The organism is Microvirga antarctica (genome assembly GCF_017921815.1).
Classification (GTDB): domain Bacteria; phylum Pseudomonadota; class Alphaproteobacteria; order Rhizobiales; family Beijerinckiaceae; genus Microvirga; species Microvirga antarctica.
Window position 1 is genome coordinate 119,477 of record NZ_JAGEMM010000006.1, and the last position, 22,390, is coordinate 141,866.

18 protein-coding genes and 1 tRNA gene are annotated in these 22,390 nt (G+C 65.2%); 11 read left to right on the top strand and 8 right to left on the bottom strand.

Annotated elements, in window-relative coordinates:
• Positions 1 to 8: 8 nt before the first annotated feature.
• Together J4G32_RS17115 and J4G32_RS17120 are read right to left on the bottom strand one after the other, a co-directional pair.
• Complete coding sequence (locus J4G32_RS17115) at positions 9 to 1,004, bottom strand: KpsF/GutQ family sugar-phosphate isomerase (protein WP_210496731.1); 996 nt, start codon at positions 1,002 to 1,004, stop codon at positions 9 to 11.
• A 55-nt stretch (positions 1,005 to 1,059) separates the two neighbouring features.
• Complete coding sequence (locus J4G32_RS17120; RefSeq protein ID WP_210496732.1) at positions 1,060 to 1,926, bottom strand: UTP--glucose-1-phosphate uridylyltransferase; 867 nt, start codon at positions 1,924 to 1,926, stop codon at positions 1,060 to 1,062.
• A 205-nt stretch (positions 1,927 to 2,131) separates the two neighbouring features.
• Here J4G32_RS17120 and galE point away from each other — a divergent pair, with 205 nt between their 5' ends.
• The 3 genes from galE to J4G32_RS17135 all read left to right on the top strand — a co-directional run bounded on the left by galE (position 2,132) and on the right by J4G32_RS17135 (position 5,728).
• Positions 2,132 to 3,121: a UDP-glucose 4-epimerase GalE gene (gene galE / locus J4G32_RS17125; RefSeq protein WP_210496733.1), complete on the top strand. Its 990-nt coding sequence runs from the start codon at positions 2,132 to 2,134 to the stop codon at positions 3,119 to 3,121.
• 81 nt (positions 3,122 to 3,202) lie between these two features.
• A complete protein-coding gene (locus tag J4G32_RS17130) occupies positions 3,203 to 4,414 on the top strand; it encodes a lytic murein transglycosylase (RefSeq protein WP_210496734.1) in 1,212 nt (403 codons plus the stop codon).
• A gap of 48 nt (positions 4,415 to 4,462) precedes the next feature.
• Positions 4,463 to 5,728, top strand: a complete 1,266-nt coding sequence (locus J4G32_RS17135) for an SGNH/GDSL hydrolase family protein (protein WP_210496735.1) — start codon at positions 4,463 to 4,465, stop codon at positions 5,726 to 5,728.
• 7 nt (positions 5,729 to 5,735) lie between these two features.
• Here J4G32_RS17135 and J4G32_RS17140 read toward each other — a convergent pair whose 3' ends face one another.
• Both J4G32_RS17140 and gltB read right to left on the bottom strand, forming a co-directional pair.
• Positions 5,736 to 7,157: a glutamate synthase subunit beta gene (locus tag J4G32_RS17140; RefSeq protein ID WP_210496736.1), complete on the bottom strand. Its 1,422-nt coding sequence runs from the start codon at positions 7,155 to 7,157 to the stop codon at positions 5,736 to 5,738.
• A gap of 20 nt (positions 7,158 to 7,177) precedes the next feature.
• Positions 7,178 to 11,875 carry a glutamate synthase large subunit gene (gene gltB / locus J4G32_RS17145; protein ID WP_425515531.1) on the bottom strand — a complete coding sequence of 1,566 codons (4,698 nt, stop codon included), beginning with the start codon at positions 11,873 to 11,875 and terminating at the stop codon, positions 7,178 to 7,180.
• 532 nt (positions 11,876 to 12,407) lie between these two features.
• Here gltB and J4G32_RS17150 point away from each other — a divergent pair.
• Entirely contained in the window at positions 12,408 to 13,484 is a 1,077-nt protein-coding gene (locus tag J4G32_RS17150; RefSeq protein ID WP_210496737.1) for a threonine aldolase family protein, read from the top strand.
• A gap of 56 nt (positions 13,485 to 13,540) precedes the next feature.
• Here the strand turns inward: J4G32_RS17150 and J4G32_RS17155 are convergent, their stop codons facing one another.
• Positions 13,541 to 14,002: an Hsp20 family protein gene (locus J4G32_RS17155; RefSeq protein ID WP_210496738.1), complete on the bottom strand. Its 462-nt coding sequence runs from the start codon at positions 14,000 to 14,002 to the stop codon at positions 13,541 to 13,543.
• 189 nt (positions 14,003 to 14,191) lie between these two features.
• Here J4G32_RS17155 and J4G32_RS17160 point away from each other — a divergent pair, with 189 nt between their 5' ends.
• The gene (locus J4G32_RS17160) at positions 14,192 to 15,256 is read left to right on the top strand and encodes an alpha/beta fold hydrolase (protein WP_425515528.1); all 1,065 of its coding nucleotides are present in this window, start codon (positions 14,192 to 14,194) and stop codon (positions 15,254 to 15,256) included.
• On the opposite strand, the gene hisN is transcribed toward J4G32_RS17160, so the two are convergent.
• A complete protein-coding gene (hisN, locus tag J4G32_RS17165) occupies positions 15,176 to 15,958 on the bottom strand; it encodes a histidinol-phosphatase (protein WP_210496739.1) in 783 nt (260 codons plus the stop codon). The two genes, J4G32_RS17160 and hisN, sit on opposite strands and share 81 nt — an antisense overlap.
• A gap of 123 nt (positions 15,959 to 16,081) precedes the next feature.
• Here hisN and J4G32_RS17170 point away from each other — a divergent pair, with 123 nt between their 5' ends.
• Complete coding sequence (locus J4G32_RS17170) at positions 16,082 to 17,341, top strand: MFS transporter (protein ID WP_210496740.1); 1,260 nt, start codon at positions 16,082 to 16,084, stop codon at positions 17,339 to 17,341.
• A 165-nt stretch (positions 17,342 to 17,506) separates the two neighbouring features.
• Here J4G32_RS17170 and J4G32_RS17175 read toward each other — a convergent pair whose 3' ends face one another.
• Positions 17,507 to 18,397, bottom strand: a complete 891-nt coding sequence (locus J4G32_RS17175; protein ID WP_210496741.1) for an N-formylglutamate amidohydrolase — start codon at positions 18,395 to 18,397, stop codon at positions 17,507 to 17,509.
• Between the two features lie 172 nt (positions 18,398 to 18,569).
• Between J4G32_RS17175 and cpdR the strand changes: the two genes are divergently transcribed.
• The 5 genes from cpdR (at position 18,570) to J4G32_RS17200 (ending at position 20,933) form a co-directional block, all read left to right on the top strand.
• Positions 18,570 to 18,926: a cell cycle two-component system response regulator CpdR gene (cpdR, locus tag J4G32_RS17180; protein WP_210496742.1), complete on the top strand. Its 357-nt coding sequence runs from the start codon at positions 18,570 to 18,572 to the stop codon at positions 18,924 to 18,926.
• 91 nt (positions 18,927 to 19,017) lie between these two features.
• Positions 19,018 to 19,092, top strand: a tRNA-Val gene (locus J4G32_RS17185).
• A 43-nt stretch (positions 19,093 to 19,135) separates the two neighbouring features.
• Complete coding sequence (ykgO, locus tag J4G32_RS17190; RefSeq protein WP_150941987.1) at positions 19,136 to 19,261, top strand: type B 50S ribosomal protein L36; 126 nt, start codon at positions 19,136 to 19,138, stop codon at positions 19,259 to 19,261.
• A 74-nt stretch (positions 19,262 to 19,335) separates the two neighbouring features.
• Positions 19,336 to 19,947 (top strand): tetratricopeptide repeat protein, encoded by a 612-nt coding sequence (locus tag J4G32_RS17195; protein ID WP_210496743.1) that lies wholly within the window; start codon positions 19,336 to 19,338, stop codon positions 19,945 to 19,947.
• 8 nt (positions 19,948 to 19,955) lie between these two features.
• Positions 19,956 to 20,933 carry an alpha/beta fold hydrolase gene (locus tag J4G32_RS17200; RefSeq protein ID WP_210496744.1) on the top strand — a complete coding sequence of 326 codons (978 nt, stop codon included), beginning with the start codon at positions 19,956 to 19,958 and terminating at the stop codon, positions 20,931 to 20,933.
• Between the two features lie 3 nt (positions 20,934 to 20,936).
• On the opposite strand, the gene pyk is transcribed toward J4G32_RS17200, so the two are convergent.
• Entirely contained in the window at positions 20,937 to 22,373 is a 1,437-nt protein-coding gene (gene pyk, locus J4G32_RS17205) for a pyruvate kinase (RefSeq protein WP_210496745.1), read from the bottom strand.
• Positions 22,374 to 22,390: the final 17 nt, after the last annotated feature.

Genomic DNA, 22,390 nt, shown 5'->3' on the forward strand with positions numbered 1-22,390 from the left:
GCCGGCCTCTAGGCGGCGCCGACGCGCAGCAGGTCGAGATAGTGGACGAGGCCGACGGGCCTGTCGTTCTCGACCACGATCAGGGCTGTGATCTTCGAGGTTTCCTGAATTTCGAGCGCGGACGCCAACAGGTCGTCCGGCGCGATGGTGCGCGGGGTCCGGGTCATGATCGCCTCGACCTGCAGGGTGCCGAGATCGGGCCGCAGGTTGCGGCGCAGGTCGCCGTCGGTGACGATTCCGGCGAGTGTCCCGTCGCCATGGACCACGATCACCGATCCAAAACCCTTGCGGCCGATTTCCTCGATGGCGTCGCTCATCAGCGCCTCGATGGCCACAACCGGGAGGCGGTCGCCCCGGTGCATGACGTCGCGCACGAGCTTCAGGCGGGCGCCGAGCTTGCCGCCCGGGTGGAAGACGCGGAAATGCTCGGCGGTGAAGCCGCGCATCTCCAGCAGCGCCACGGCCAGCGCGTCGCCAAGCGCGAGCTGCATGGTCGTGGAGGTGGTGGGCGCCAGCCCATTGGGGCAGGCCTCCTCGGCACGGGGGAGGGCGAGGCAGACGGTGGCCGCGTGACCGAGCGTTGAGGAGGCCTTCGACGTCATGGCGATCAACGGCACCCGAAACCGCTTGGAATAGCCGATGAGATCGGCAAGTTCGCTCGTCTCGCCAGACCACGAGAGGGCGATGATCACATCCTGCGGCTGGATCATGCCGAGATCGCCGTGACTGGCCTCAGCGGGGTGGACATAGTGCGCCGGCGTCCCGGTGGACGCGAGGGTTGCGGCGATCTTGCGCGCCACATGCCCGGACTTTCCCATGCCGCTGACGATCACCCGGCCGGACGCCCCGGCGATGATCCCGACCGCCGCGGTAAAATGCGGTCCCAGCCCGTCGCCGATGGCGTCCATCAGAGCGCTCAGCCCGTCCCGCTCGGTGGCAAGCGTGCGCAATGCCGAAGCCACGGCCTGGTCGGAGGACGACGGAAGGGGTTCTGATTGTGCCATGGCGGCCCCTGTACCACGGACCGGCCGGTCGGCGGAACCCTCTTGGCAGGACAGGCTAGGCCTGCTTCAGGAAAGCCTCGAGTTCCTTCCGGAAAGCCGGGCCGAGATCCTCGCGCTCCAGTGCGTAGGCGACATTCGCCATCAGGAAGCCGATCTTCGAGCCGGTGTCGTAGGTGCGACCGTCATATTTCATGCCGAAGAACGGCTGGTCCTTCATCAGGCGGATCATCGAATCGGTGAGCTGGATCTCATTGCCGGCGCCACGGGCCTGGTTCGACAGCAGGTCGAAAACCTGCGGCTGCAGGATGTAGCGACCGGAAATGATGTAGTTCGACGGAGCGGTGCCCTGCGGCGGCTTTTCGACCATGCCGGTGATTTCGAACGTCTGGCCGAATTCCTTCCCGACCGACACGATGCCGTATTGGTGGGTCTGGTCGGCCGGCACTTCCTCGACGGCGATGATGTTGCCGCCGTGGTTGTCATAGGCCGCGATCATCTGCTCCATGGAGCCCCGGCTCAGCATGTCGGGCAGGATCACGGCGAACGGCTCGTCGCCGACGAGTTCGCGGGCGCACCACACCGCGTGGCCGAGGCCCAGGGGTTCCTGCTGGCGGGTAAAGCTCGTTTCGCCGGCTCTCGGCTGATCCTTGGCCAAGGCCTCGAGTTCCTTGGTCTTGCCGCGCTCGGCCAGGGTCCGGTTCAACTCGTAGGCGACATCGAAATGGTCTTCGATCACCGCCTTGTTGCGGCCGGTGACGAAGATGAACTGCTCGATCCCGGCAGCCCGCGCCTCGTCCACCACATGCTGCACGACGGGCCGGTCCACCACGCACATCATTTCCTTCGGCACGGCCTTCGTGGCCGGCAGGAATCGTGTGCCGAGACCGGCGACGGGGAGGACGGCTTTGCGGATACGCTTCATTGATCGGGCCATGCTGGAAGAGATTGACGGAAGGACACGGAAGGATGGCAGGGGCAGGCTGTCAAGTTTCTGACAGTCGGAAAGATCCCACACCCTACAGTTTTGAGGGCGTGACGGCCAACTTTGGCGGGCCGAAGCTTAATCTTGCCTGAAGCCTTGGGCCGGCGGGTCTGGTACAGCGTTCCCAAAACCGAGGAGACGCACGATGCCCGTCCTGGTCACCGGCGGCGCCGGCTATATCGGCAGCCACATCGTTCTGGAACTCACCGATTCCGGCGAAAGCGTCGTGGTGCTCGACGATCTGTCGACCGGCTATCCCCAGACCTTTCCGTCCGGGGCGGTGACCTTCGTGCGCGGCGATGTGGGGGATGCGGCCCTGCTCGACAGCCTGTTCGCCCGGCATGGGATCGACGGCATCATCCACTGTGCCGCCAAGGCGGTGGTGCCGGAATCGCTTGTCGACCCACTGGCCTATTATCTCACCAACACGGCCAAGACCCGAACGCTCGTGGCCGCGGCACTGGCAGCCGGCGTCGAAAACCTCGTGTTCTCGTCCACCGCCGCGGTCTACGGCCATGGGGACGGGGACCTCCTGGCGGAGGATCTGCCGGTATTTCCGATCAATCCTTACGGGCGTTCGAAAGTCGCGACCGAGTGGATGCTGGAGGACGTCAGCCGCGCCCACGGGCTGCACATCGCCATCCTGCGCTACTTCAACGTGGCGGGGGCGGACCCGCTGGGACGCGCCGGCCAGTCGTCCCCGCAGGCGACCCATCTCATCAAGGCGGCGGTCCAGGCGGTTCTGGGCCTGCGGCCGGGCCTCGACCTCTACGGCACCGATTACGAAACGCCGGATGGCACCTGCATCCGCGACTATGTCCAGGTGACGGATGTGGCGCGCGCCCATCGCGTTGCGCTCGACCACCTGCGGGGCGGTGGGGACAATCTGACGATCAATTGCGGCTACGGCCACGGCACCTCCGTCCGCGAGGTCATTGCGGTCGTCAAGCAGGTATCGGGCGTCGATTTCCCTGTTCGGATTCGCGAGCGGCGTGGGGGCGACCCGGCCCGTCTCGTCGCCAGGGTCGACCGGCTTCGGACCCTCGGCTGGACGCCAGACCACGACGATCTCGCCGGCATGGTGTCGCAGGCCTTGGCATGGGAGCGGATTCTGGAAGAGCGGAAGGTCGCATAGGCCGGCGCTTTCAACAGATGTTAACCTCCCTGATGTCGCTATGGCGGGACACAGAAGCCTGCCGCGAGGGGAACGACATTCATGAGCCAGCTGATTCGATGGGCCTGCCGGTTCTGCGGGATCGCCTTTCTCGCCCTGAGCCTGTCAGCCGGCGCCGCCGTTCCGTCCGCGCGGGCGCAGGATGCGGATTTCCAGCAATTCGTCCAGGGCCTGTGGCCGGCCGCGAAAGCCCGGGGCGTGTCGCGGGCCACCTTCGACGACGCCTTCCGGGGCGTGACGCCGGACGCCAGGATCATCGCGCTCACGCGCAAGCAGTCCGAATTCGTCCGGCCGATCTGGGACTATATCAACGGCGCCATCTCGGCCGACCGGCTCGAGCGCGGCCGCAAGATGGCCAGCGAATGGTCGCAGACCCTGGCCGCCGTCGAGCGCACCTATGGGGTGCCCAAGGAAGTCGTCCTCGGCGTCTGGGGCATGGAGACCAATTTCGGCAGCTTCACCGGGTCGATCTATGTGGTGAGGGCGCTCTCGACCCTGGCGTTTACGGGTTACCGGGGCGAGTTCTTCAAGGACGAGTTGCTGACCGCCCTGCAGATCCTTCAGGACGATCACATCGACCGCAACAAGATGCTGGGGTCCTGGGCCGGTGCCATGGGCCAGACCCAGTTCATGCCGTCGAGCTTCATGAAATTCGCCGTCGACGGCAACCGGGATGGTGTTCGCGACATCTGGGGCTCGGTTCCGGACGCGCTCGCCTCGACCGCGAATTATCTCCGCAAGAATGGCTGGAAGCCCGGGCTGCCGTGGGGCTTCGAGGTCAAGCTGCCGCAGGGCTTCGACTACCGGCATGTGCGCCAGGGGCTCTCCGCATGGGCCGCAATGGGCGTCAGGCGTATCGACGGCAAGGCGATTCCGCGCGCAGGCGACGCCTCGCTCTTCCTGCCCGGCGGGGCGCGTGGCCCCGCGTTCCTGGTCACGGACAATTACGACGCCATCAAAAGCTACAACGCGTCTGACGCTTATGCCATGGGCGTCGCCCATCTGGGCGATCGCCTGTCCGGTGGCCCGGCGATCGCTGGCGCCTGGCCGCGCGACGAGCCTGCTCTCAGCAAGGAGCAGCGCGAGGAGCTTCAGAAGCGCCTCGCGGTCCTCGGCCTCTATAGCGGCGACGCCGACGGCAAACTGGGGTCCAAGACCCGCGATGCTTTGCGGAACTTCCAGATGCGGCGGGGTTTGATTCCCGATGGCTACGCGGATGTGGCGGCCCTGCGGGAATTGCGCGCAGCCCGCTGACGGAGGCCCGTTTCGGTCGTATAACACCCGCGGAAGGAACAGGCGCCGATGCGGTTGATGTCGATCTTGCGGATAGGGCTTCTGGTGTGCCCGCTTCTCCTGAGCGGCGCCCCCGTGGCGCAGGCACAATACGGCTACGCGCCGCCGCCGCCCTATCCGCAGCAGCAGCCGCAGCGACGCAGCACACGCGGCTATCCGCCCGGCTACTATCCGGGAATGCTCGTCCAGCCGGCTCCGCAGCCGGGGTTCAGTCTCCGGCGGCTGTTCGGCGTTCAGGACCAGCCGCAGGCGCTGGTGCCGGCTCGTCCGGTGGTTCGCCCGCGCCGCCCGCCGCCTCAGCGCGCGACCATCGTCCGGCAGGAAAAGCCGAAGGCCGATCCGACCACGCAGGTGCTTGTCTTCGGCGACGCGATGGCGGAATTTGCCGGCCAAGGTCTGGCCGATCTCTTCGCCGAAACCGAGGACGTGGCGGTCATTCGCCGCGCGAAGGAGGATGCAGGCCTCGTTGCCATGGACAGTGGCGAGTGGGGCAAGGCGATCGACAGCGCGCTGGGCTCTTCCAAAAAGACAAACGTCGCGGTTGTCATGCTCGGCACGCAGGACCGCCAGACTTTGAAGCGCGACAATGACAGCCTCGAGGCCTTCTCGGACCCCTGGCGCATCGCCTATCGGGGCCGTGTGGATGCGGTCATGCGCGCGTTTCGCGAGCGCAACCTCCCGGTCGTCTGGATCGGCCTGCCGCCGGCCAAAAATCCAAAAGTGTCCGAGGATTATCTCAGCCTCAACGAGATCTACCGGGAAAGCGTCGAGCGCAACGGCGGGACTTATGTGGATGTCTGGGCGGGATTTGCCGACGATGAGAACCGCTATGCCGTCACCGGCCCCGATGTGGACGGGCAACCCGCCAAACTGCGAACCAATGACGGCGCATTCTTCACCAAGGCCGGCTCGCGCAAGATTGCGCATTTCGCCGATACCGATATCAAGCGCCTGATCGAAACGGGACAACCGGCGCCCGCCGTCGTGTCCGTGCCGCCCGCCGATGCGGCGCCGGGTGAGCCCGGCTCGCTGGAGGCGGCCTTGCCCGTGTTGCCCGATGAAGTGGCGCCGGTTTCGCTGCCGACCAAGCCGTTGATCGGACCTGTTCTGCCGCTCAACCAGGCGGTGGTGACGCCTGGTGGCTCGCTGGTGGCAAGTCCGCCCAAGCTGTCCGGCGATCAGGCCTATGCGGTGCGTCGCGCGCTGCGTGATGGGATCGCGCCGGTGGCGCGGCCGGGACGGGCGGATGATTTCCGCTGGCCGCCATCGGAATGATCCCAGGCTAGCGCGGCAGGTCCGTCTCACCCATCAGGAACTTGTCGATGGCATGGGCCGCCTGGCGTCCTTCGCGAATGGCCCAGACCACGAGGGACTGGCCCCGCCGCATGTCGCCGGCGACGAAAATCTTGTCGCCCGACGCCCGGTAATCCACGTCGTTGGCCATCACGTTGCCGCGACGATCGAGCGCCACGTCCGATTCCTCGACGAGTTTCGTGCGCGACGTGCCGGCAAAGCCGATCGCCAGAAAGACGAGGTCGGCCTTGAGGATGAATTCGCTGCCGGGGATGGGCTGGCGCGTCTCGTCGACGCGGGCGCACTTGACCCCCGTCACACGGCCCTTCTTGCCCTCGATGCCGAGTGTTGCGGCCTGAAACTCGCGGTCGGCGCCTTCGGCCTGGCTCGAGGAGGTGCGCATCTTGGTCGGCCAGTAAGGCCAGACCGTGAGCTTGTCCTCGCGCTCAGGCGGACGCGGGCGAATGTCGAGCTGGGTGACAGACAGCGCGCCCTGGCGAAACGAGGTGCCGACACAATCGGACGCGGTGTCGCCGCCGCCGATCACCACCACGTGCTTGCCAGACGCGAGGATCGGAACCTCCGCGACAGTTTCGTGATTCACCCGCTTGTTCGATTGCGTGAGGAACGGCATGGCGAAATGCACGCCTGCGAGATCCTGGCCCGGCAGCTTGGGATCGCGCGGATCTTCTGCACCGGCCGCAAAGAGGACCGAGTCGAATTCGTTGTGGAGCGACGCGACGGTCTTGGTGACCCCCACCTCGACATTGCAATGGAACACGACGCCTTCGGCCTCCATCTGCTTCACGCGACGGTCGATGTGATGCTTCTCCATCTTGAAGTCGGGAATGCCGTAACGCAGCAACCCGCCGGGCTTTCCCTCCCGCTCGAAGACATGCACCTCGTGCCCGGCGCGGCCGAGCTGCTGGGCCGCCGCGAGACCTGCGGGACCCGAGCCGATGATCGCGATGCGCTTGCCGGTGGTGATCGACGAGGGCTCGGGCTTGATCCAGCCCATGTCCCACGCCTTGTCGGCAATGGCCTGCTCGATGGTCTTGATGGCGACGGGCTGGTTCTCGAGGTTGAGCGTGCAGGCTTCCTCACACGGGGCAGGGCAGATGCGGCCGGTGAATTCGGGAAAGTTGTTCGTCGAGTGCAGGTTGCGCGCCGCATCCTCCCAGTCGTTCTGGAACACGAGATCGTTCCAGTCCGGAATCTGGTTGTGCACCGGGCAGCCGGTCGGCCCGTGACAGAACGGGATGCCGCAATCCATGCAGCGCGCCGCCTGCTTCTTCAGGTCGCTCTCGTCGAGCGGCAGGGTGAATTCGCGGAAGTGACGAATGCGCTCGCCGGCGAGCTGATACTTCTGCTCCTGCCGGTCGTATTCGAGAAAGCCTGTGACCTTGCCCATGGATCCTGCCCCTTTAGCCCTTATTCCGCCGCCTGCTGATGACGCAGCCGATCCATTTCTTGAAGTGCCTTGCGATACTCGACCGGCATCACCTTCACGAACTTCGTCCGATAGGTCGCCCAATCCTCGAGGATCTGCTTGGCGCGGTCGGAACCCGTATAGGTGGCATGGTTGGTGATGAGCTGCATGAGCCGCTCCTCGTCCGAGCCCGACATGTTGGCCAGAATGTCGATGCGGCCCTTGGTTTCCAGATCGCCGCCATGATGATGGATGCGGCGCATCAGCTCTTCTTCCTCTTCCACCGGCTCGAGATCGACCATGGAGAGGTTGCAGCGCTTGGCGAAATCGCCGTCCTCATCCAGCACGTAGGCGATGCCGCCCGACATGCCCGCCGCGAAGTTGCGGCCGGTCTGGCCGAGCACGACCACGAGACCGCCGGTCATGTATTCGCAGCCGTGATCGCCCGTGCCCTCGACCACCGCGATGGCGCCCGAATTGCGCACAGCGAAGCGTTCGCCCGCAATGCCGCGGAAATAGGCCTCGCCCGCAATGGCGCCGTACATGACCGTGTTGCCGACGACGATGGAATGCTCCGCCACCGCCTGTGAGCGGTTGGACGGGCTGATGATCAGCTTTCCGCCCGACAGCCCCTTGCCCACATAGTCGTTCGCCTCGCCCTCGAGAGATAGCGTGACGCCGGCCGCAAGCCACGCGCCGAAGCTCTGGCCGGCCGTGCCGGTGAGGTTCACCGTGATGGTGTCGTCCGGCAGCCCCTCATGGCCATAGCGCTTGGCGACCTCGCCTGAGAGCATCGCGCCGACGGTGCGATCAGCGTTGCGCACGCTCGCCTCGATCACGACCGGTTCGCCGGTTTCCAGCGCGTGGGCGGCCTTTGCGATCAACTGACGATCGAGCACATTCGCGATCGGGTGAACCTGATGCTCGCTATGGCGGATCGCCACGTGAGGCGCTGCCTCCGCACGGTGGAAGATGCGCGAGAAGTCGAGACCTTTCGCCTTCCAGTGATGGATCGCCTCGTTCTTGTCGAGCAGGTCCGATTGTCCGATCATCTCGTCGAGCGTCGCAAAGCCCATGGATGCCATGAGTTCGCGCACTTCCTCGGCGACGAAGAAGAAGTAGTTGACGATGTGCTCCGGCAGGCCCTTGAAGCGCTTGCGCAGCACCGGGTCCTGGGTGGCGACGCCGACCGGGCAGGTGTTGAGATGGCATTTGCGCATCATGATGCAGCCGGCAGCGATCAGCGGCGCGGTCGAGAAGCCGAACTCGTCCGCCCCGAGCAAGGCTGCAATCACCACGTCACGACCGGTGCGCAGGCCGCCATCGGCCTGAATGGCCACGCGTCCGCGCAGGCGGTTCAGCACGAGGGTCTGCTGGGTCTCCGCGAGGCCGAGTTCCCACGGCGAGCCCGCATGTTTCAGGGACGTGAGCGGCGAGGCGCCAGTGCCGCCCTCGAAACCCGAAATCGTGATGTGATCGGCCCGCGCTTTTGCAACGCCTGCCGCCACCGTGCCGACGCCCACTTCCGAGACGAGCTTCACCGAGACGGCTGCTTCCGGATTGACGTTCTTCAGATCGAAGATGAGCTGTGCCAGGTCCTCGATGGAATAGATGTCGTGGTGCGGCGGCGGCGAGATGAGGCCGACGCCCGGTGTCGAATGGCGCACGCGGGCGATCTTGGCATCGACCTTGTGGCCCGGCAGCTGGCCGCCCTCGCCAGGCTTTGCCCCTTGCGCGACCTTGATCTGCATCATGTCCGCATTGACGAGGTATTCGGTGGTCACGCCGAAGCGGCCGGACGCCACCTGCTTGATGGCCGAGCGCTTGGAGCGGCCATCGCTCAAGGGACGGAAGCGGTCGGGCTCCTCGCCACCCTCGCCGGTGTTGGATTTGCCGCCGATGGAGTTCATCGCCAGCGCCAGCGTCTCGTGCGCTTCCCGCGAGATCGAACCGAACGACATCGCCCCGGTGGCGAAGCGCTTGACGATGTCCTTGGCGGGCTCGACCGCCTCGAGTGACAGGGGCGCGCGGCCGGAATCCTCCGCCAGCTTGATCCGGAACATGCCGCGGATGGTCTTGAGGTGGTTCTCCTGCTCGTTCACCAGCCGGGCAAATTCCCGGTAATGATCCTGCGCATTGAGGCGCACGGCGTGCTGGAGCGTCGCCACCGTATCGGGGTTCCAGGCATGCTCCTCGCCGCGCAGGCGATAGGCGTATTCGCCGCCCACATCGAGGGAATGGCGATAGATCGGCGCATCGCCGAACGCATCGCGGTGACGCTGCACGTTCTCGATGGCGACCTCTTCCATGCCGATGCCCTCGATCATCGTCGCGGTGCCGAAGAAGTCGCGGTTGACGAAGTCCGAGCGCAGGCCGACGGCATCGAAGATCTGCGCGCCGCAATAGGATTGGTAGGTGGAGATGCCCATCTTCGACATCACCTTGAGCAGACCCTTGTCGATCGCCTTGATGTAGCGCGACACGATCTCGCCCTCATCGACCTCGCTCGGCATCTCGTCCTTCATGGCGAGCAGGGACTCGAACGCCAGATAGGGGTTGATGGCCTCGGCGCCGTAGCCGGCAAGGCACGCGAAATGATGGATCTCGCGCGGCTCGCCCGATTCCACCACGAGGCCCACCGAGGTGCGCAGGCCCTTGCGGATCAGGTAATTGTGCACCGCTGCCGTCGCGAGAAGCGCCGGGATCGGAATGCGATCCGGGCCCACCATGCGGTCCGACAGGATGATGATGTTGTAGCCGCCGCGCACGGCCGCCTCGGCGCGGTCGCACAGGCGGTCGAGCGCGCCGTCGAGCGCCGCAGCACCCAGTTCCGACGGGTAGGTGATGTCGAGGGTCTTGGTGTCGAAGCGGTCCTCGAAATGGCCGATGCAGCGGATCTTTTCCAGGTCTTGGTTGGTCAGGATCGGCTGGCGCACCTCAAGCCGCTTGCGGCGCGACGTGCCTTCGAGATCGAGGATGTTGGGACGCGGTCCGATGAACGACACGAGGCTCATGACGAGCTCTTCGCGTATCGGGTCGATCGGCGGGTTGGTGACCTGCGCGAAGTTCTGCTTGAAATAGGTGTAGAGCAGCTTCGACTTGTCGGACAGGGCCGAGATCGGCGTGTCCGACCCCATCGATCCGACAGCCTCCTGGCCGGTCACCGCCATGGGCTGCATGAGGATCTTCAGGTCTTCCTGCGTGTAGCCGAAGGCCTGCTGCCGATCGAGCAGGGACACGTCGGTGCGCGATTCGCGCGCCTGCACCGGCTTGAGGTCTTCCAGCACGATCTGCGTGCGCGCCAGCCACTCCTTGTAGGGATTGGCGTTCGACAATTGCTGCTTGATCTCGTCGTCCGAGACGATGCGTCCCTCTTCGAGGTCGATGAGCAGCATCTTGCCAGGCTGCAGGCGCCACTTCTCGACGATCGACTCCTCGGGAATCGGCAGCACGCCCATCTCGGAGGCGAGCACCACGAGGCCGTCATCGGTCACGAGATAGCGCGCCGGCCTCAGGCCGTTGCGATCCAGCGTCGCGCCGATCTGCTTGCCGTCGGTAAAGCACACGGCGGCCGGGCCGTCCCACGGCTCCATCAAGGCGGCATGGTACTCGTAGAACGCGCGCCGATCCTCCTGCATCGATGGGTTGCCGGCCCACGCTTCCGGGATGAGCATCATCATCGCGTGGGTCAGCGAGTAGCCGCCGCGCACGAGGAATTCGAGCGCGTTGTCGAAACACGCGGTGTCGGACTGGCCCTCGTAGGAAACCGGCCAGATCTTCGAGATGTCGTTCGCGAAGAGATCCGAATCCACCGAGGCCTGCCGGGCCGCCATCCAGTTTACGTTGCCGCGCAGGGTGTTGATCTCGCCGTTATGGGCGACCATGCGGTAGGGGTGGGCGAGCTGCCAGGTGGGGAAAGTGTTGGTGGCGAAGCGCTGGTGGACGAGCGCCAGGGCGCTCTCGAACCGCGGGTCCTGCAGATCGAGATAGTATCTGCCGAGTTGGTGGACCAGCACCATGCCCTTGTAGACGATGGTGCGGGAGGACAGGCAGACCGGGTAATAACCCGACGTGCGCTGGTCCTTCATATCGTAGACAGCGTTGGAAATGACCTTGCGGGCGAGGAAGAGCTTGCGCTCGAAGGCATCCTCATCGTCGGTGGCCTTGCCCTTGCCGACGAAGATCTGTCGGTGCAGCGGCTCGCTCGCCTTGATGCTGTCGCCGAGATCGCTCGGGTCGACCGGCACGTCGCGCCAGCCGAGGAACTGCAGGCCCTCATCGGCGATCGCCTTGGTGACGATCTCCTCGACGAGCGCCACGCCTTCGGGATCGCGCGGCATGAAGAGATGGCCGACCCCGTATTCGCCCGCATCCGGCAGCCAGATGCCGAGCTTGGCGCATTCGGCGGCGAAGAATGTGTGCGGGATCTGCACCAGAATGCCGCAGCCGTCGCCGCTCTTCGGATCGGCCCCGACCGCGCCGCGATGGTCCATATTCTCAAGGATGGCGAGACCCTGCTCGACGATAGTGTGCGACTTCAGGTTCTTCATGTGGGCAATGAAGCCGACACCGCAGGAATCCTTCTCCTGCGCCGGATCGTAGAGACCCTGTTTTTGCGGGAAGCCCGGATCGCGGCCATAGGCCGTCGGATTGGCCTTGTCCGCATTCCGCGAGGGGGCTGCGCCGTCCAGGGTCATCATCGCGATCTCGGTCATTCCAGGTCCTCGGGTCATTCCAGGTCCTCGCATCCGCCCAGGACACGCCAGGCGTGTCGTCAGGCGGCCGTCGGGTCCGGCGGGTGATCGGATCGCTCCGGTCCCGCCGCTTCGTCGCAGGGTGAGGGTCGGGTCCTGTCAGGTGGCGCCCGCTCCTCGCGGGCTCACCGGGCTGATGTCAGCCGAGATTCGCCCGTTCCGCCCACGTTTTGCGGGCGGCGTTCGTGGTGTCTCGTTTCGTTCGCGTGTGGCGAAGCATCAACAAAATCCCAAAGGACGAAAAGCGCAAGCGCTCTAGATGGGACAGTATCGCTGTCCTAATCCCCGGCAAATTGGCAGACTTCCCCGAAGGGCACAAGAGGGTTTAGAAATGTTTTAGACAAAAATTTCGCCTGTGGCTTCCGGATTGCAACAAAGGCATGATTTTGCGAGTCCCGGCGAAACAGTCCACCAATAGGTCAATGTCCTTGACATGACGCCGCCGGTCGGCAGGCTGCCGCGCCGAAGGAGACGATTCATGAATTTCGCCAGCGACAACATCGTGGGCGCCAGCAACGCCGTCATGCAGGCTCTGGTGCGGGCCAATGCGGGCGCGATGCCGGCCTATGGACAGGACGCGCTGACCGCTGCGGTCAAACGCCGCTTTGCCGAGATCTTCGAGCATGACGTCGCGGTCTTCCTCGTGGCCACCGGCACGGCCGCCAATGCGCTGGCGCTGGCCTCGGCGGTGCCGCCGTGGGGGTTGTGCCTGTGCCACGAGGAAGCCCACGTCATCGACGACGAATGCGGCGCCCCGGAATTCTTCATGCACGGCGCCAAGCTCAAGGGCCTTCCCGGCGCCGGCGGCAAGCTCACGGCGGAGAGCGTCTCGGCCTGCCTCGACAGCCTGCCGTCCGCCGTCAAGCAGATGCCCCCGAAAGCCCTGTCCATCTCGCAGGTCACGGAATGCGGGATGATCTACACGCCCGCGGAAATCGGCGCACTCGGCAAGCTCTGCCACGACCGCAGCCTGTTCCTTCACATGGACGGCGCGCGTTTTGCCAACGCGCTCGTGTCGCTCGGCTGCACGCCGGCGGAGATGACCTGGAAGCAGGGGGTCGACATCCTGTCGTTCGGCGCCACCAAGAACGGCTGCCTGATGGCCGAGGCCGTCGTGGTGTTCAACCCGCTTCTCGCGGAGGCCTTGGATTACCGCACCAAACGCGCCGGACAGGTGATCTCCAAAGGCCGCCTGATCGCGGCGCAATTGGAGGGATATTTCGCCGAGGATCATTGGCTGGCCAACGCGGCGCATGCCAACCGCATGGCACGGCTTCTGGCGGATGGTCTCGTCGCGGTGCCGGGAACGCGGCTGGCATGGCCGACCGAAGCCAATGAGGTGTTTCCGATCGTGCCGAAGGCCGTGCATCGGGCCTTGCAGGCAGCAGGCGCGCATTACCACAGCTGGACGCAGGTGAGCCTGCCGGCCGGCCAGAATGTCGGTCCGGACGAGGAGTTGATCCGGCTGGTGGTCTCGTTCGCCACGGCCGAGGACGAGATCCAGAACCTGCTCTCGGTCGCCCGCGCGGCTCAGGCCCGTCTCGCCGCCGAATAACAAAAAGGCGTCCCGGTTTGACCGGGACGCCTCCTGTCGATGGAAACGAACAGCCGTTAGGCGGCTTTCTGGGTCTCGATAGCGGTGGCGGATGCGCCGGTCGCGATCGGAATCCGCTTCGGCTTCTTGGCCTCGGGGATCTCCCGCACGAGGTCGAGATGGAGCAGGCCGTTCTCGAGGCTGGCACCCGTCACCTGGACGCCATCGGCGATCTGGAAGCGCCGCTCGAAGCTGCGCGCGGCGATCCCCTGGTGGAGAATCTCGGCCTTGCGGGCTTCCAGCACTTTCTTGTCGCCGCGGACCGTCAGGGTGTTTTCCTTCACCTCGATGGCGAGGTCCTGGTCGGTGAAGCCGGCAACCGCGACGGTAATGCGATAGGCATTCTCACCGGTGCGTTCGATGTTGTAGGGCGGATAGGTCGGTGCCGCATCGACGCCCGCCGACTGGTCGAGGAGCGCGAAAAGGCGGTCGAACCCGACCGTGTTGCGGTAAAGGGGAGCAAGATCAAACTGTCGCATGGCATATCCTCCATTAGAAGCAACATGCAGAAAACGGGCCACCACCATGGGCTGGACCGCGGGATGTGCCGCCTTCTGGCCGGCACGGGAATGATCTGGGAATGGCCCCGACGGGTGTCAAGAGGCGGATAGGCAAACCGCCGAATCCTCCTATAAAGGCCAAGGTTTCCCCACGAGGATGCGCCTGCCGTGTTGCAGCTACTGGCTACTCAAGACAACCCGGTCCCCGGCCATCCCCATCTGGTGCCGGTGACGACCACCGATGGCGTGGCCCTGCGGGCCGCCTACTGGATGCCGCAGGGCGATACGGTGAAAGGCACCGTTTGCGTTCTTCAGGGGCGGGCGGAGTTCATCGAGAAATATTACGAGGTGATCGGCGAGTTGCTGGAGCGCGGCTTTGCCGTCGCGGCCTTCGACTGGCGCGGACAGGGTCTGTCCGGCCGCCAGGTCAAGAATGCCCGTAAAGGGCATGTGCGACGTTTCTCGGACTTCCGCCGCGATATCGAGGCGATCCGCGACCAGGTCTTGATGCCGTTCCTGCCGGAGCCGCATTTCGCGCTGGCCCATTCCATGGGTGGGGCGATTGCGCTGAGCGCGGCGCATGAGAGCTGGCTGCCCTTCCGAAGGCTGGTGACGACCACGCCCATGATCGCGATCTCCATGATCAAGTACCCGTCGGTCGCCGCCGGCATCGTGCGCGCTCTCAGCAGTCTCGGTCTCGGCAAATCCTTCGTGCCCGGCGGCGGCGCCACATCCATTTCCACCAAGCCGTTCAAGGGCAATCGACTGACGAGCGATCCGGTGCGGTATGCCCGCAACGCGCACGCTGCGCAGGCCATCGGAGACGGGGCGATCGGCGCGCCGACCATCTCCTGGCTCAACGCGGCCTTCCGCTTCATGAAGCGATTCTCCGATCCGCGCTACGCGCCGAAAATCCGGCTTCCAACGCTGATCATCGCGGCGGCCGAAGATCCTGTCTGCGCGACGCCGATGACCGAACGCTTCGCCGCACGGCTGAAGGCCGGGCACGCCATCGTCATTCCCGGCGCCCGGCATGAAATCATGATGGAGCGAGACGCCATCCGCGAACAGTTCTGGGCCGCTTTCGACGCCTTCATTCCCGGAACGCCTGATGAAGCCTATCAGGGCGTTCCGCTGGCTGCCGGACGGGTGCTAGCGACTGAGCAGTTCGACGGCGGCGGCGTGGACGCGACGGTCGCCGGCGGCAACGATGCGGCCACCCTGCGCGGCTGACCCGCCGTCCCAGGTCGTCACGATGCCACCAGCGCCCTCGATGATCGGGATCAGGGCGACGATGTCGTAGGGTTTCAGGCCGGATTCGACCACCAGATCGATATGGCCGGCCGCCAGCATGCAATAGGCGTAGCAATCGCAGCCGTAGCGGGCGAGTTTCGCCACGCTCTCGACCCGGTCATAGGCTCGCAACTCGTCGCCGGCGAACAGCTTGGGGCTGGTCGTGGAGATGATCGCATCGTTGAGGGAGGCGCAGCGGCGGGTCATCATCCTGCGGGCGCCGCCGGGGCCCTCATAGGTCGCCTCGCCGCCATCGCCCCAGAACCGTTCGCCCGTGAAGGGCTGGTGCATCATCCCGAAGGCTGGTCGCCCGCCACGGTTGAGGCCGATCAGCGTGCCCCAGGTGGGAAGCCCCGCCACGAAGGCGCGGGTGCCGTCGATGGGATCGAGCACCCAGACGTATTCGGCGTCCTCGCGCTCGCTCCCGAATTCCTCGCCCACGATGCCATGGGTGGGAAACGCATTCTTGATCATCTGCCGCATGGTCGCTTCGGCCGCCCGGTCGGCTTCGGTCACCGGATCGAAGTCGCCCCCGCGGGACTTGTCGTCCATGGCGATGGCGGTGCGAAAGAACGGCAGAATGGCCTGACCGGAGACGGTCGCCAGCTCATTGACGAATTGCGTGAAGTCGATGAGGGCCATGACGGTCTGAAATCCTCTGTATGATGGGCTGTGCGGGCTTGGCGCACCGCCGGCCTTCCGCTTTTATCAAGCGCTTCCTGCGGGGCAAGTGACCCGTGGCACGTCACGGGACAACAAAAACACATGAGCAACGCCAACCCGCCGGCCTCTCGACGCCGGGAAACCGCTATTTTTCTAATTGCGGCGCTTGTCGCCATGTATGCGATCAGCCAGTTCCTGCGCAATTCTGTCGGCGTCATCGCCCAGGATCTCGCCAGTGAGCTGACCCTCTCGGCGACGCAGATCGCGCTGTTGTCGAGCGCTTTCTTCTTTTCCTTCGCGGCGGCGCAGATCCCGGTGGGAATCGCCATCGATCGCTACGGACCGAAGCGGACCATGCTGGCGACCAGCGCTCTTGCGGTGTCGGGGACCCTGCTGTTCTCCCTCGCCCCCTCGCCGGGAAGCCTCATCGCCGCGCGTGCCCTGATGGGGCTCGGCTGTTCGACCTTTCTCATGGCCCCCCTCGTCATCTATGCGCGGCGGTTCCCGCCCGAGCGTTTCGCCGCGCTGGCGAGCATTCAGTTCGGCTTCGCGAATATCGGCACCCTGGCGGCCACCGCCCCCCTGGCCTTGTCGGCCAACGCGGTGGGCTGGCGCGAGACGTTTTTCGGGGTGTTCGTGCTCACCGTCATCCTCACCGCGATCATGATCGTCGTGGTGCCGCGCGACGGACGGGCGGATACGCCCCGGGAGAGCTGGTCCGACACCTTTGGCGGCGTAGCCGCGGCCCTGAAGGTGCGCTCGTTCTGGCCGGTCTTCTTCGTTCACCTGACCACGTATTCGTGCTTTGCCACCATGATCGGCCTGTGGGGCGGCCCGTTCCTCACCGATGTGCACGGGGCGGATCTCAATGCCCGCGGCAATATCCTGCTGGTGGGCGCGACAGCCCAGATGATCGGGCTGTTCGCCTGGGGCGCCATGGATCCGATCTGGGGGAGCTATAAGCGCGCGGTCATGGCCGGCGCGCTCACAACCGCGTTGCTTCTCATCATTCTCGCGGTGTTCCCGTTCGATCGAAGCGCAGCCACCGTCTGGTTCGGGCTGTTCGGTTTCGCGGTCGCCTTTACGCCGATCCTGACCGCCCACGGCAAATCGCTGTTTCCGCCCCAACTCACCGGCCGGGGCATCACATTGATGAATATCGGGTCGATCGGGGGCGCATTTCTCTCCCAGAGCGTGACCGGCGTGCTGATGGATGCGGTGGGTCGGTCACCAGGGGGCGTCTACCTGCCGGAAGGGTATCGACTCGTCTTCGCGGCACTCGCCTTCTGGCTGCTCCTGAGCCTCGCCTTCTACACGCGGGCCGTCGATCCCCACCCGAGCAGGCATGCATCGCGCGCATAGGCGCGTTCGAAAAAATGATGTTGCGTTTTGTGCACTGCACCTTACATTGTGCATTGCGATATGGCGATTGGCGTCGCCGTATCGTTGCCCTTCTTGGGCGTTTCCTCCCTAAACTTCGGGCCGCTCGCAAGGGCGGCCTTTTTTCTTGTCCGCAGCTTCCGCGGGCTATTCCGCCGCGATCCGTCTTGGCGCCATCTCGCCGCCGAGGTCGTCGAGCACGTCCTGAAACGCCTGTTTGAGATCGGCCGCCAGGACATCGAAGGACGGTTTGCGGGCGAGGGTCTTCTCCTCCATGTAGAGGGACCGGTTGATCTCGATCTGCAGGGCATGGCGGCCCAAGGCAGGCTCTCCGTAATGCTCGGTGATGAATCCGCCCGCATAGGGCTTGTTGCGGATCACCGTATAGCCCCGCGCCCGCAGGGCCGCCTCCACCAATTCTGTGAGAATGGGCGCGCAGCTCGTGCCGTAGCGGTCGCCGAGCACCATGTCGGCCTTGGCTCCGTCGTCGCGGTTGACGCTGCTCGACGGCATGGAATGCCCGTCGATAAGGATCACCTCGCCGAACAGCTGCGCGGTCCGCCTCACCAGTTGCCGCAGCATGCGGTGATAAGGCTTGTAGAGCCATTCGATCCGCTGGAGCGCCTCGTCGACCGGTATCCGGTGGGCATAGATCTCCTGCCCGTCGGCGACGATGCGCGGGATGGTTCCCAGGCCGCCCGCGACCCGCATGGAGCGGGTATTGGCGTAGGTCGGGATGCGGCCATCGAACATCCGTGAATCGAGCTCGTAGGGCTCCCGGTTGAGGTCGAGATAGGCGCGCGGAAACCGCGCCGTCATCATCGGCGCGCCGAGCGCGACCGCCGGGGTGAACAGCGCATCCACATAGGCGTCCTCGGATCGCCGCAGCGCGAGAGCGTCGAGTCGTGATTCGGCAAGGAACGAGGCCGGATAGACGGCCCCCGCATGCGGCACGTTGAACACGAGGGGGAGGGTCTGCGCCGGCGGCTCGACGACCAGGAAGGGAGGGTCGAACTCGTCGATGAGGGGTGGACGCATCCGGGGCACTGGCCTGTCTGACGTTAGAGAAACGTTGCGTTACGCCAGTTTAGGCCAGCGCTCTGATCTGTCCACGGCTGATGATCATGAATCACTGCGGTTTTTCACGGGTTATTTACCCAAGCGCGTCATGAAGGGACGCACATTCGCGACGATTCGGGGCTGACGGCTGATGAAGATCCTTCTTGCCGAAGACGACAACGACATGCGGCGCTTCCTCGTGAAGGCGCTGCAGAACGCCGGCTACGACGTAGCCTCGTTCGATAACGGTCTTTCGGCCTATAACCGGTTGCGGGAGGAGCCGTTCGAGCTCCTGCTCACCGACATCGTCATGCCGGAAATGGATGGCATCGAGCTTGCCCGCCGGGCGACCGAGCTCGATCCGGAGATCAAGGTGATGTTCATCACCGGATTTGCGGCCGTGGCCCTCAATCCGGACTCGCAAGCGCCGCGGGACGCAAAAGTGCTCTCGAAGCCGTTCCACCTGCGCGACCTCGTCGATCAAGTCGATAAAATGATGGCCGCCTGAAAAAGGTGGCCCCTCACGGCTTGCGCACCCGCGCGCTTGCCGGTATATCGCGCTCCACACCTGAAACGGGGCGCGAAAAACGCCGTTTCTCGGGCGCGTAGCTCAGCGGGAGAGCACTACGTTGACATCGTAGGGGTCACAGGTTCAATCCCTGTCGCGCCCACCATTTGCTTATTGTCGGCCTTCCCGAGGGCTGCAGGAGACCGGACATGAAGATCCGCAACTCGTTGAAGTCGCTCCGCGGCCGGCATCGTGACAACCAGCTGGTTCGTCGCAAGGGCCGCGTTTACATCATCAACAAGACGCAGAAGCGCTACAAGGCCCGCCAGGGCTGAGCGAGCGACGCTGCGGCGACACCGCACGTTTTTATGAATTGACGGCGCATCCCGGGATCCCCAATGATCCCGGGATGCGCGTTTTTGTGTCGTTCCTGCTCATAAGCCTGACCGTAGCAGGCCCCGCCCTGTCGGCCCCCGATGCTCGCCGGCCCGATGCGGGCCGGACGGAATCCCGACCGCCTGCCAACCGCAATCCGTCCCGGACGGTCACCCTCGACAGCCTCTTCGAGCGCCTGGCCAAGGCCGAGAACGAGCGGGAAGCGCAGGGGATCTCCAATCTGATCGAGCGCCGCTGGTCCCGATCCGGGTCCGACACGGCCGACCTGCTTCTCAGCCGGGCCTCGGAAGCGGTGGAGAAGAAGGATCTCGACCTCGCCGTGGAGCTGCTCGACCGGGTTGTGACCCTCCAGCCCCGATGGGCGTCTGCTTGGTACACCCGTGCGACGGTGTTTTATCAGCTCGACGATCCCGTGGCGGCGCTGGCGGATCTCCACCGGGCGCTCACGCTGGAGCCGCGCCACTACGCCGCCTGGGCGGGCCTGGGTCAGATCTTTCTTGCTTCCGACGACAAGGCCCGTGCCCTCGACGCCTTCCGTCGCGCCCTGCGGATCAATCCGCAGATCTCCAATCTGAAGCCGGTGGCCGACAAGCTCGGGGTCGAAATCGACGGGCAGGATCTCTAAGCCGGCCCATGAAATTCCTTTTGATTCCGCTCGCCCTCGTTGCGACGCTGCTCTTGGGCGGCGCGGTCTTCAGCTTTGTCTATGGCCGGATCGTGGAATCACGCTATCCGCCCACCGGCCGCTTTCTGACTGTCGAGGGCCGCAGGCTCCATTACGTGGATCGCATGCCGTCCGGGCGCGCCCCGGAGGCCACCATCGTGCTCCTGCACGGCGCGTCCTCCAACCTCGTGGAATCGATGGTTGGGCTGGGCGAGTCCCTGACGGACCGCTACCGCGTGATCGCCTTCGACCGCCCGGGCCATGGCTGGAGCGAACGCGGTCCGGGGATCGCCGCCGCCGAGCCGTCGGACCAGGCGCGGATCATCGCCCAGGGGCTGCGCCAGCTCGGCGTATCCCACGCGTTGATCGTCGGCCATTCGTGGTCCGGGGCCGTCGTGCCGAATCTCGCCCTCGATCATCCGGACGTGACCGGGGCCATCTTCCTGATGTCGGGCGTGAGCTATCCGTGGCCCGGGGGCGAGATCGCCTGGTATCATCGCCTCGCCGCGTCCCCGCTTGGACGCCTCGTCACCGCGACCATCGCCACGCCGCTCGCCCTGCTGATCGTAAGGCCCGCGGTCGCCCAGAGCTTCGCCCCCCAGACGATGCCGGTTGATTTCATCGAGCGGGCCCATATCCCGCTCCTGTTCAGGTCCGACACCATCCTGTCAAACGGCCGCGACGTGGCCATCCTCTATGATGCGGTCGCCCGGCAGGCGCCGCGCTACCCGCAGATCCGCGTCCCGTCGAGCGTCCTCGGGGGCGATGCCGACGGGGTCGTGTGGACCGATCTGCACAGCCGGTCTTTCGCCCGGGATGTGCCCGGCGCGGAGCTGTCGATTCTGCCCGGAGTCGGTCACATGCCGCAATATGCGCGGGCCGAGCTGATCCGGCAGAAGATCGATGCGCTGGCGGGCCGCATGTCGGCCTTAGCCGCTGCCGAATGACCGTCAGGCCTTGGCGGCGTGTTCCGGGCTGATGAACGCGATCCGCACCATGTTGGTGGCGCCCGGCGTCCCGAAAGGCACACCGGCCACGATGATGATGCGGTCGTTGATCTGCGAATAACCTTCGCGGACCGCGAATTTGCAGGCGCGGAACGCCATGTCGTCCACGTCGCTGGCATCTTTCGTGCGAATCGGATGCACGCCCCAGACCAGGGACAGGCGGCGCGCGGTGTTGTCGTTGGGCGTGAGCGCCAGCACCGTCGAGTTGGGGCGTTCGCGGGCAATGCGGAACGCGGTGGACCCTGACGACGTCCAGGCCGCGATGGTCTTGAGCTGCAGCGTATCGGCGATCTGATGCGCGCCGGCGGCGATCGCGTCGGAGCCGGTGGCCTCCGGCGGGGTCGATTGCGAGCGCATGATCGTCCAATAGGCCTGGTCCTGCTCGACCTCTTCGGCGATCCGGCTCATGGTTGCGACCGCTTCCACCGGATACTGGCCGGATGCGCTTTCGGCTGAGAGCATGACCGCATCGGCGCCGTCATAGACGGCCGTGGCGACGTCCGACACCTCGGCGCGGGTCGGCACGGGCGCGACGATCATCGATTCCAGCATCTGGGTGGCGACGACGACCGGCTTGCCGAGCTTGCGTGCGGTGCGCACGATCAGCTTCTGGATGCCCGGCACCTTTTCGAGCGGCATCTCCACGCCAAGATCGCCGCGGGCGACCATCACGGCATCGGAAATTTCCATGATCTCGTCGAGGCGGGTGATCGCCTGCGGCTTTTCGAGTTTCGACATGACGAGGGCGCGCCCCTGCACCACCTTCTTGACCTCGGCCACATCCTCGGGTCGCTGGACAAACGACAGGGCGATCCAGTCCACGCCCGCATCGAGCGCGGCCTCAAGATCGGAGCGGTCCTTTTCGGTCATCGCCGCGACCGGGATCACCGTATCGGGCAGGCTCACGCCCTTGCGGTTGGAGATGCGGCCGGCAACCTCCACCTCCGTCAGCGCCGAGCCCGGCATGACGCTCTTGACCCGCAGGCGCAGCTTGCCGTCGTCGATGAGGATCGTGTGACCCGGCTCCAGCGAAGACAGGATCTCCGGATGGGGAAGATGGACGCGCTTGGCCGTGCCAAGGGTCTTGTCGTCGTCGAGGATGAATGTCTGGCCCTTGACGAGCGTCGCCCCGTCATTCTCGAACATGTCGACGCGCAGCTTGGGACCCTGCAGGTCGGCCAGGATCGCGATCGGGCGCTTGAACTTGGCTTCCACGGCGCGGATCATCGCCACGCGCTCGCGCAGTTTCTCGCGCGGCAGATGGCTCATGTTGAGGCGGAACACATCCGCGCCCGCTTCGAACAGCTTCTCGACCATCTCGGGGTTCTCGGAAGCCGGCCCCAAGGTAGCCAGAATTTTTGTCCGCCGTCCGCGTCTCATCTTATTGCCCCCCTGGG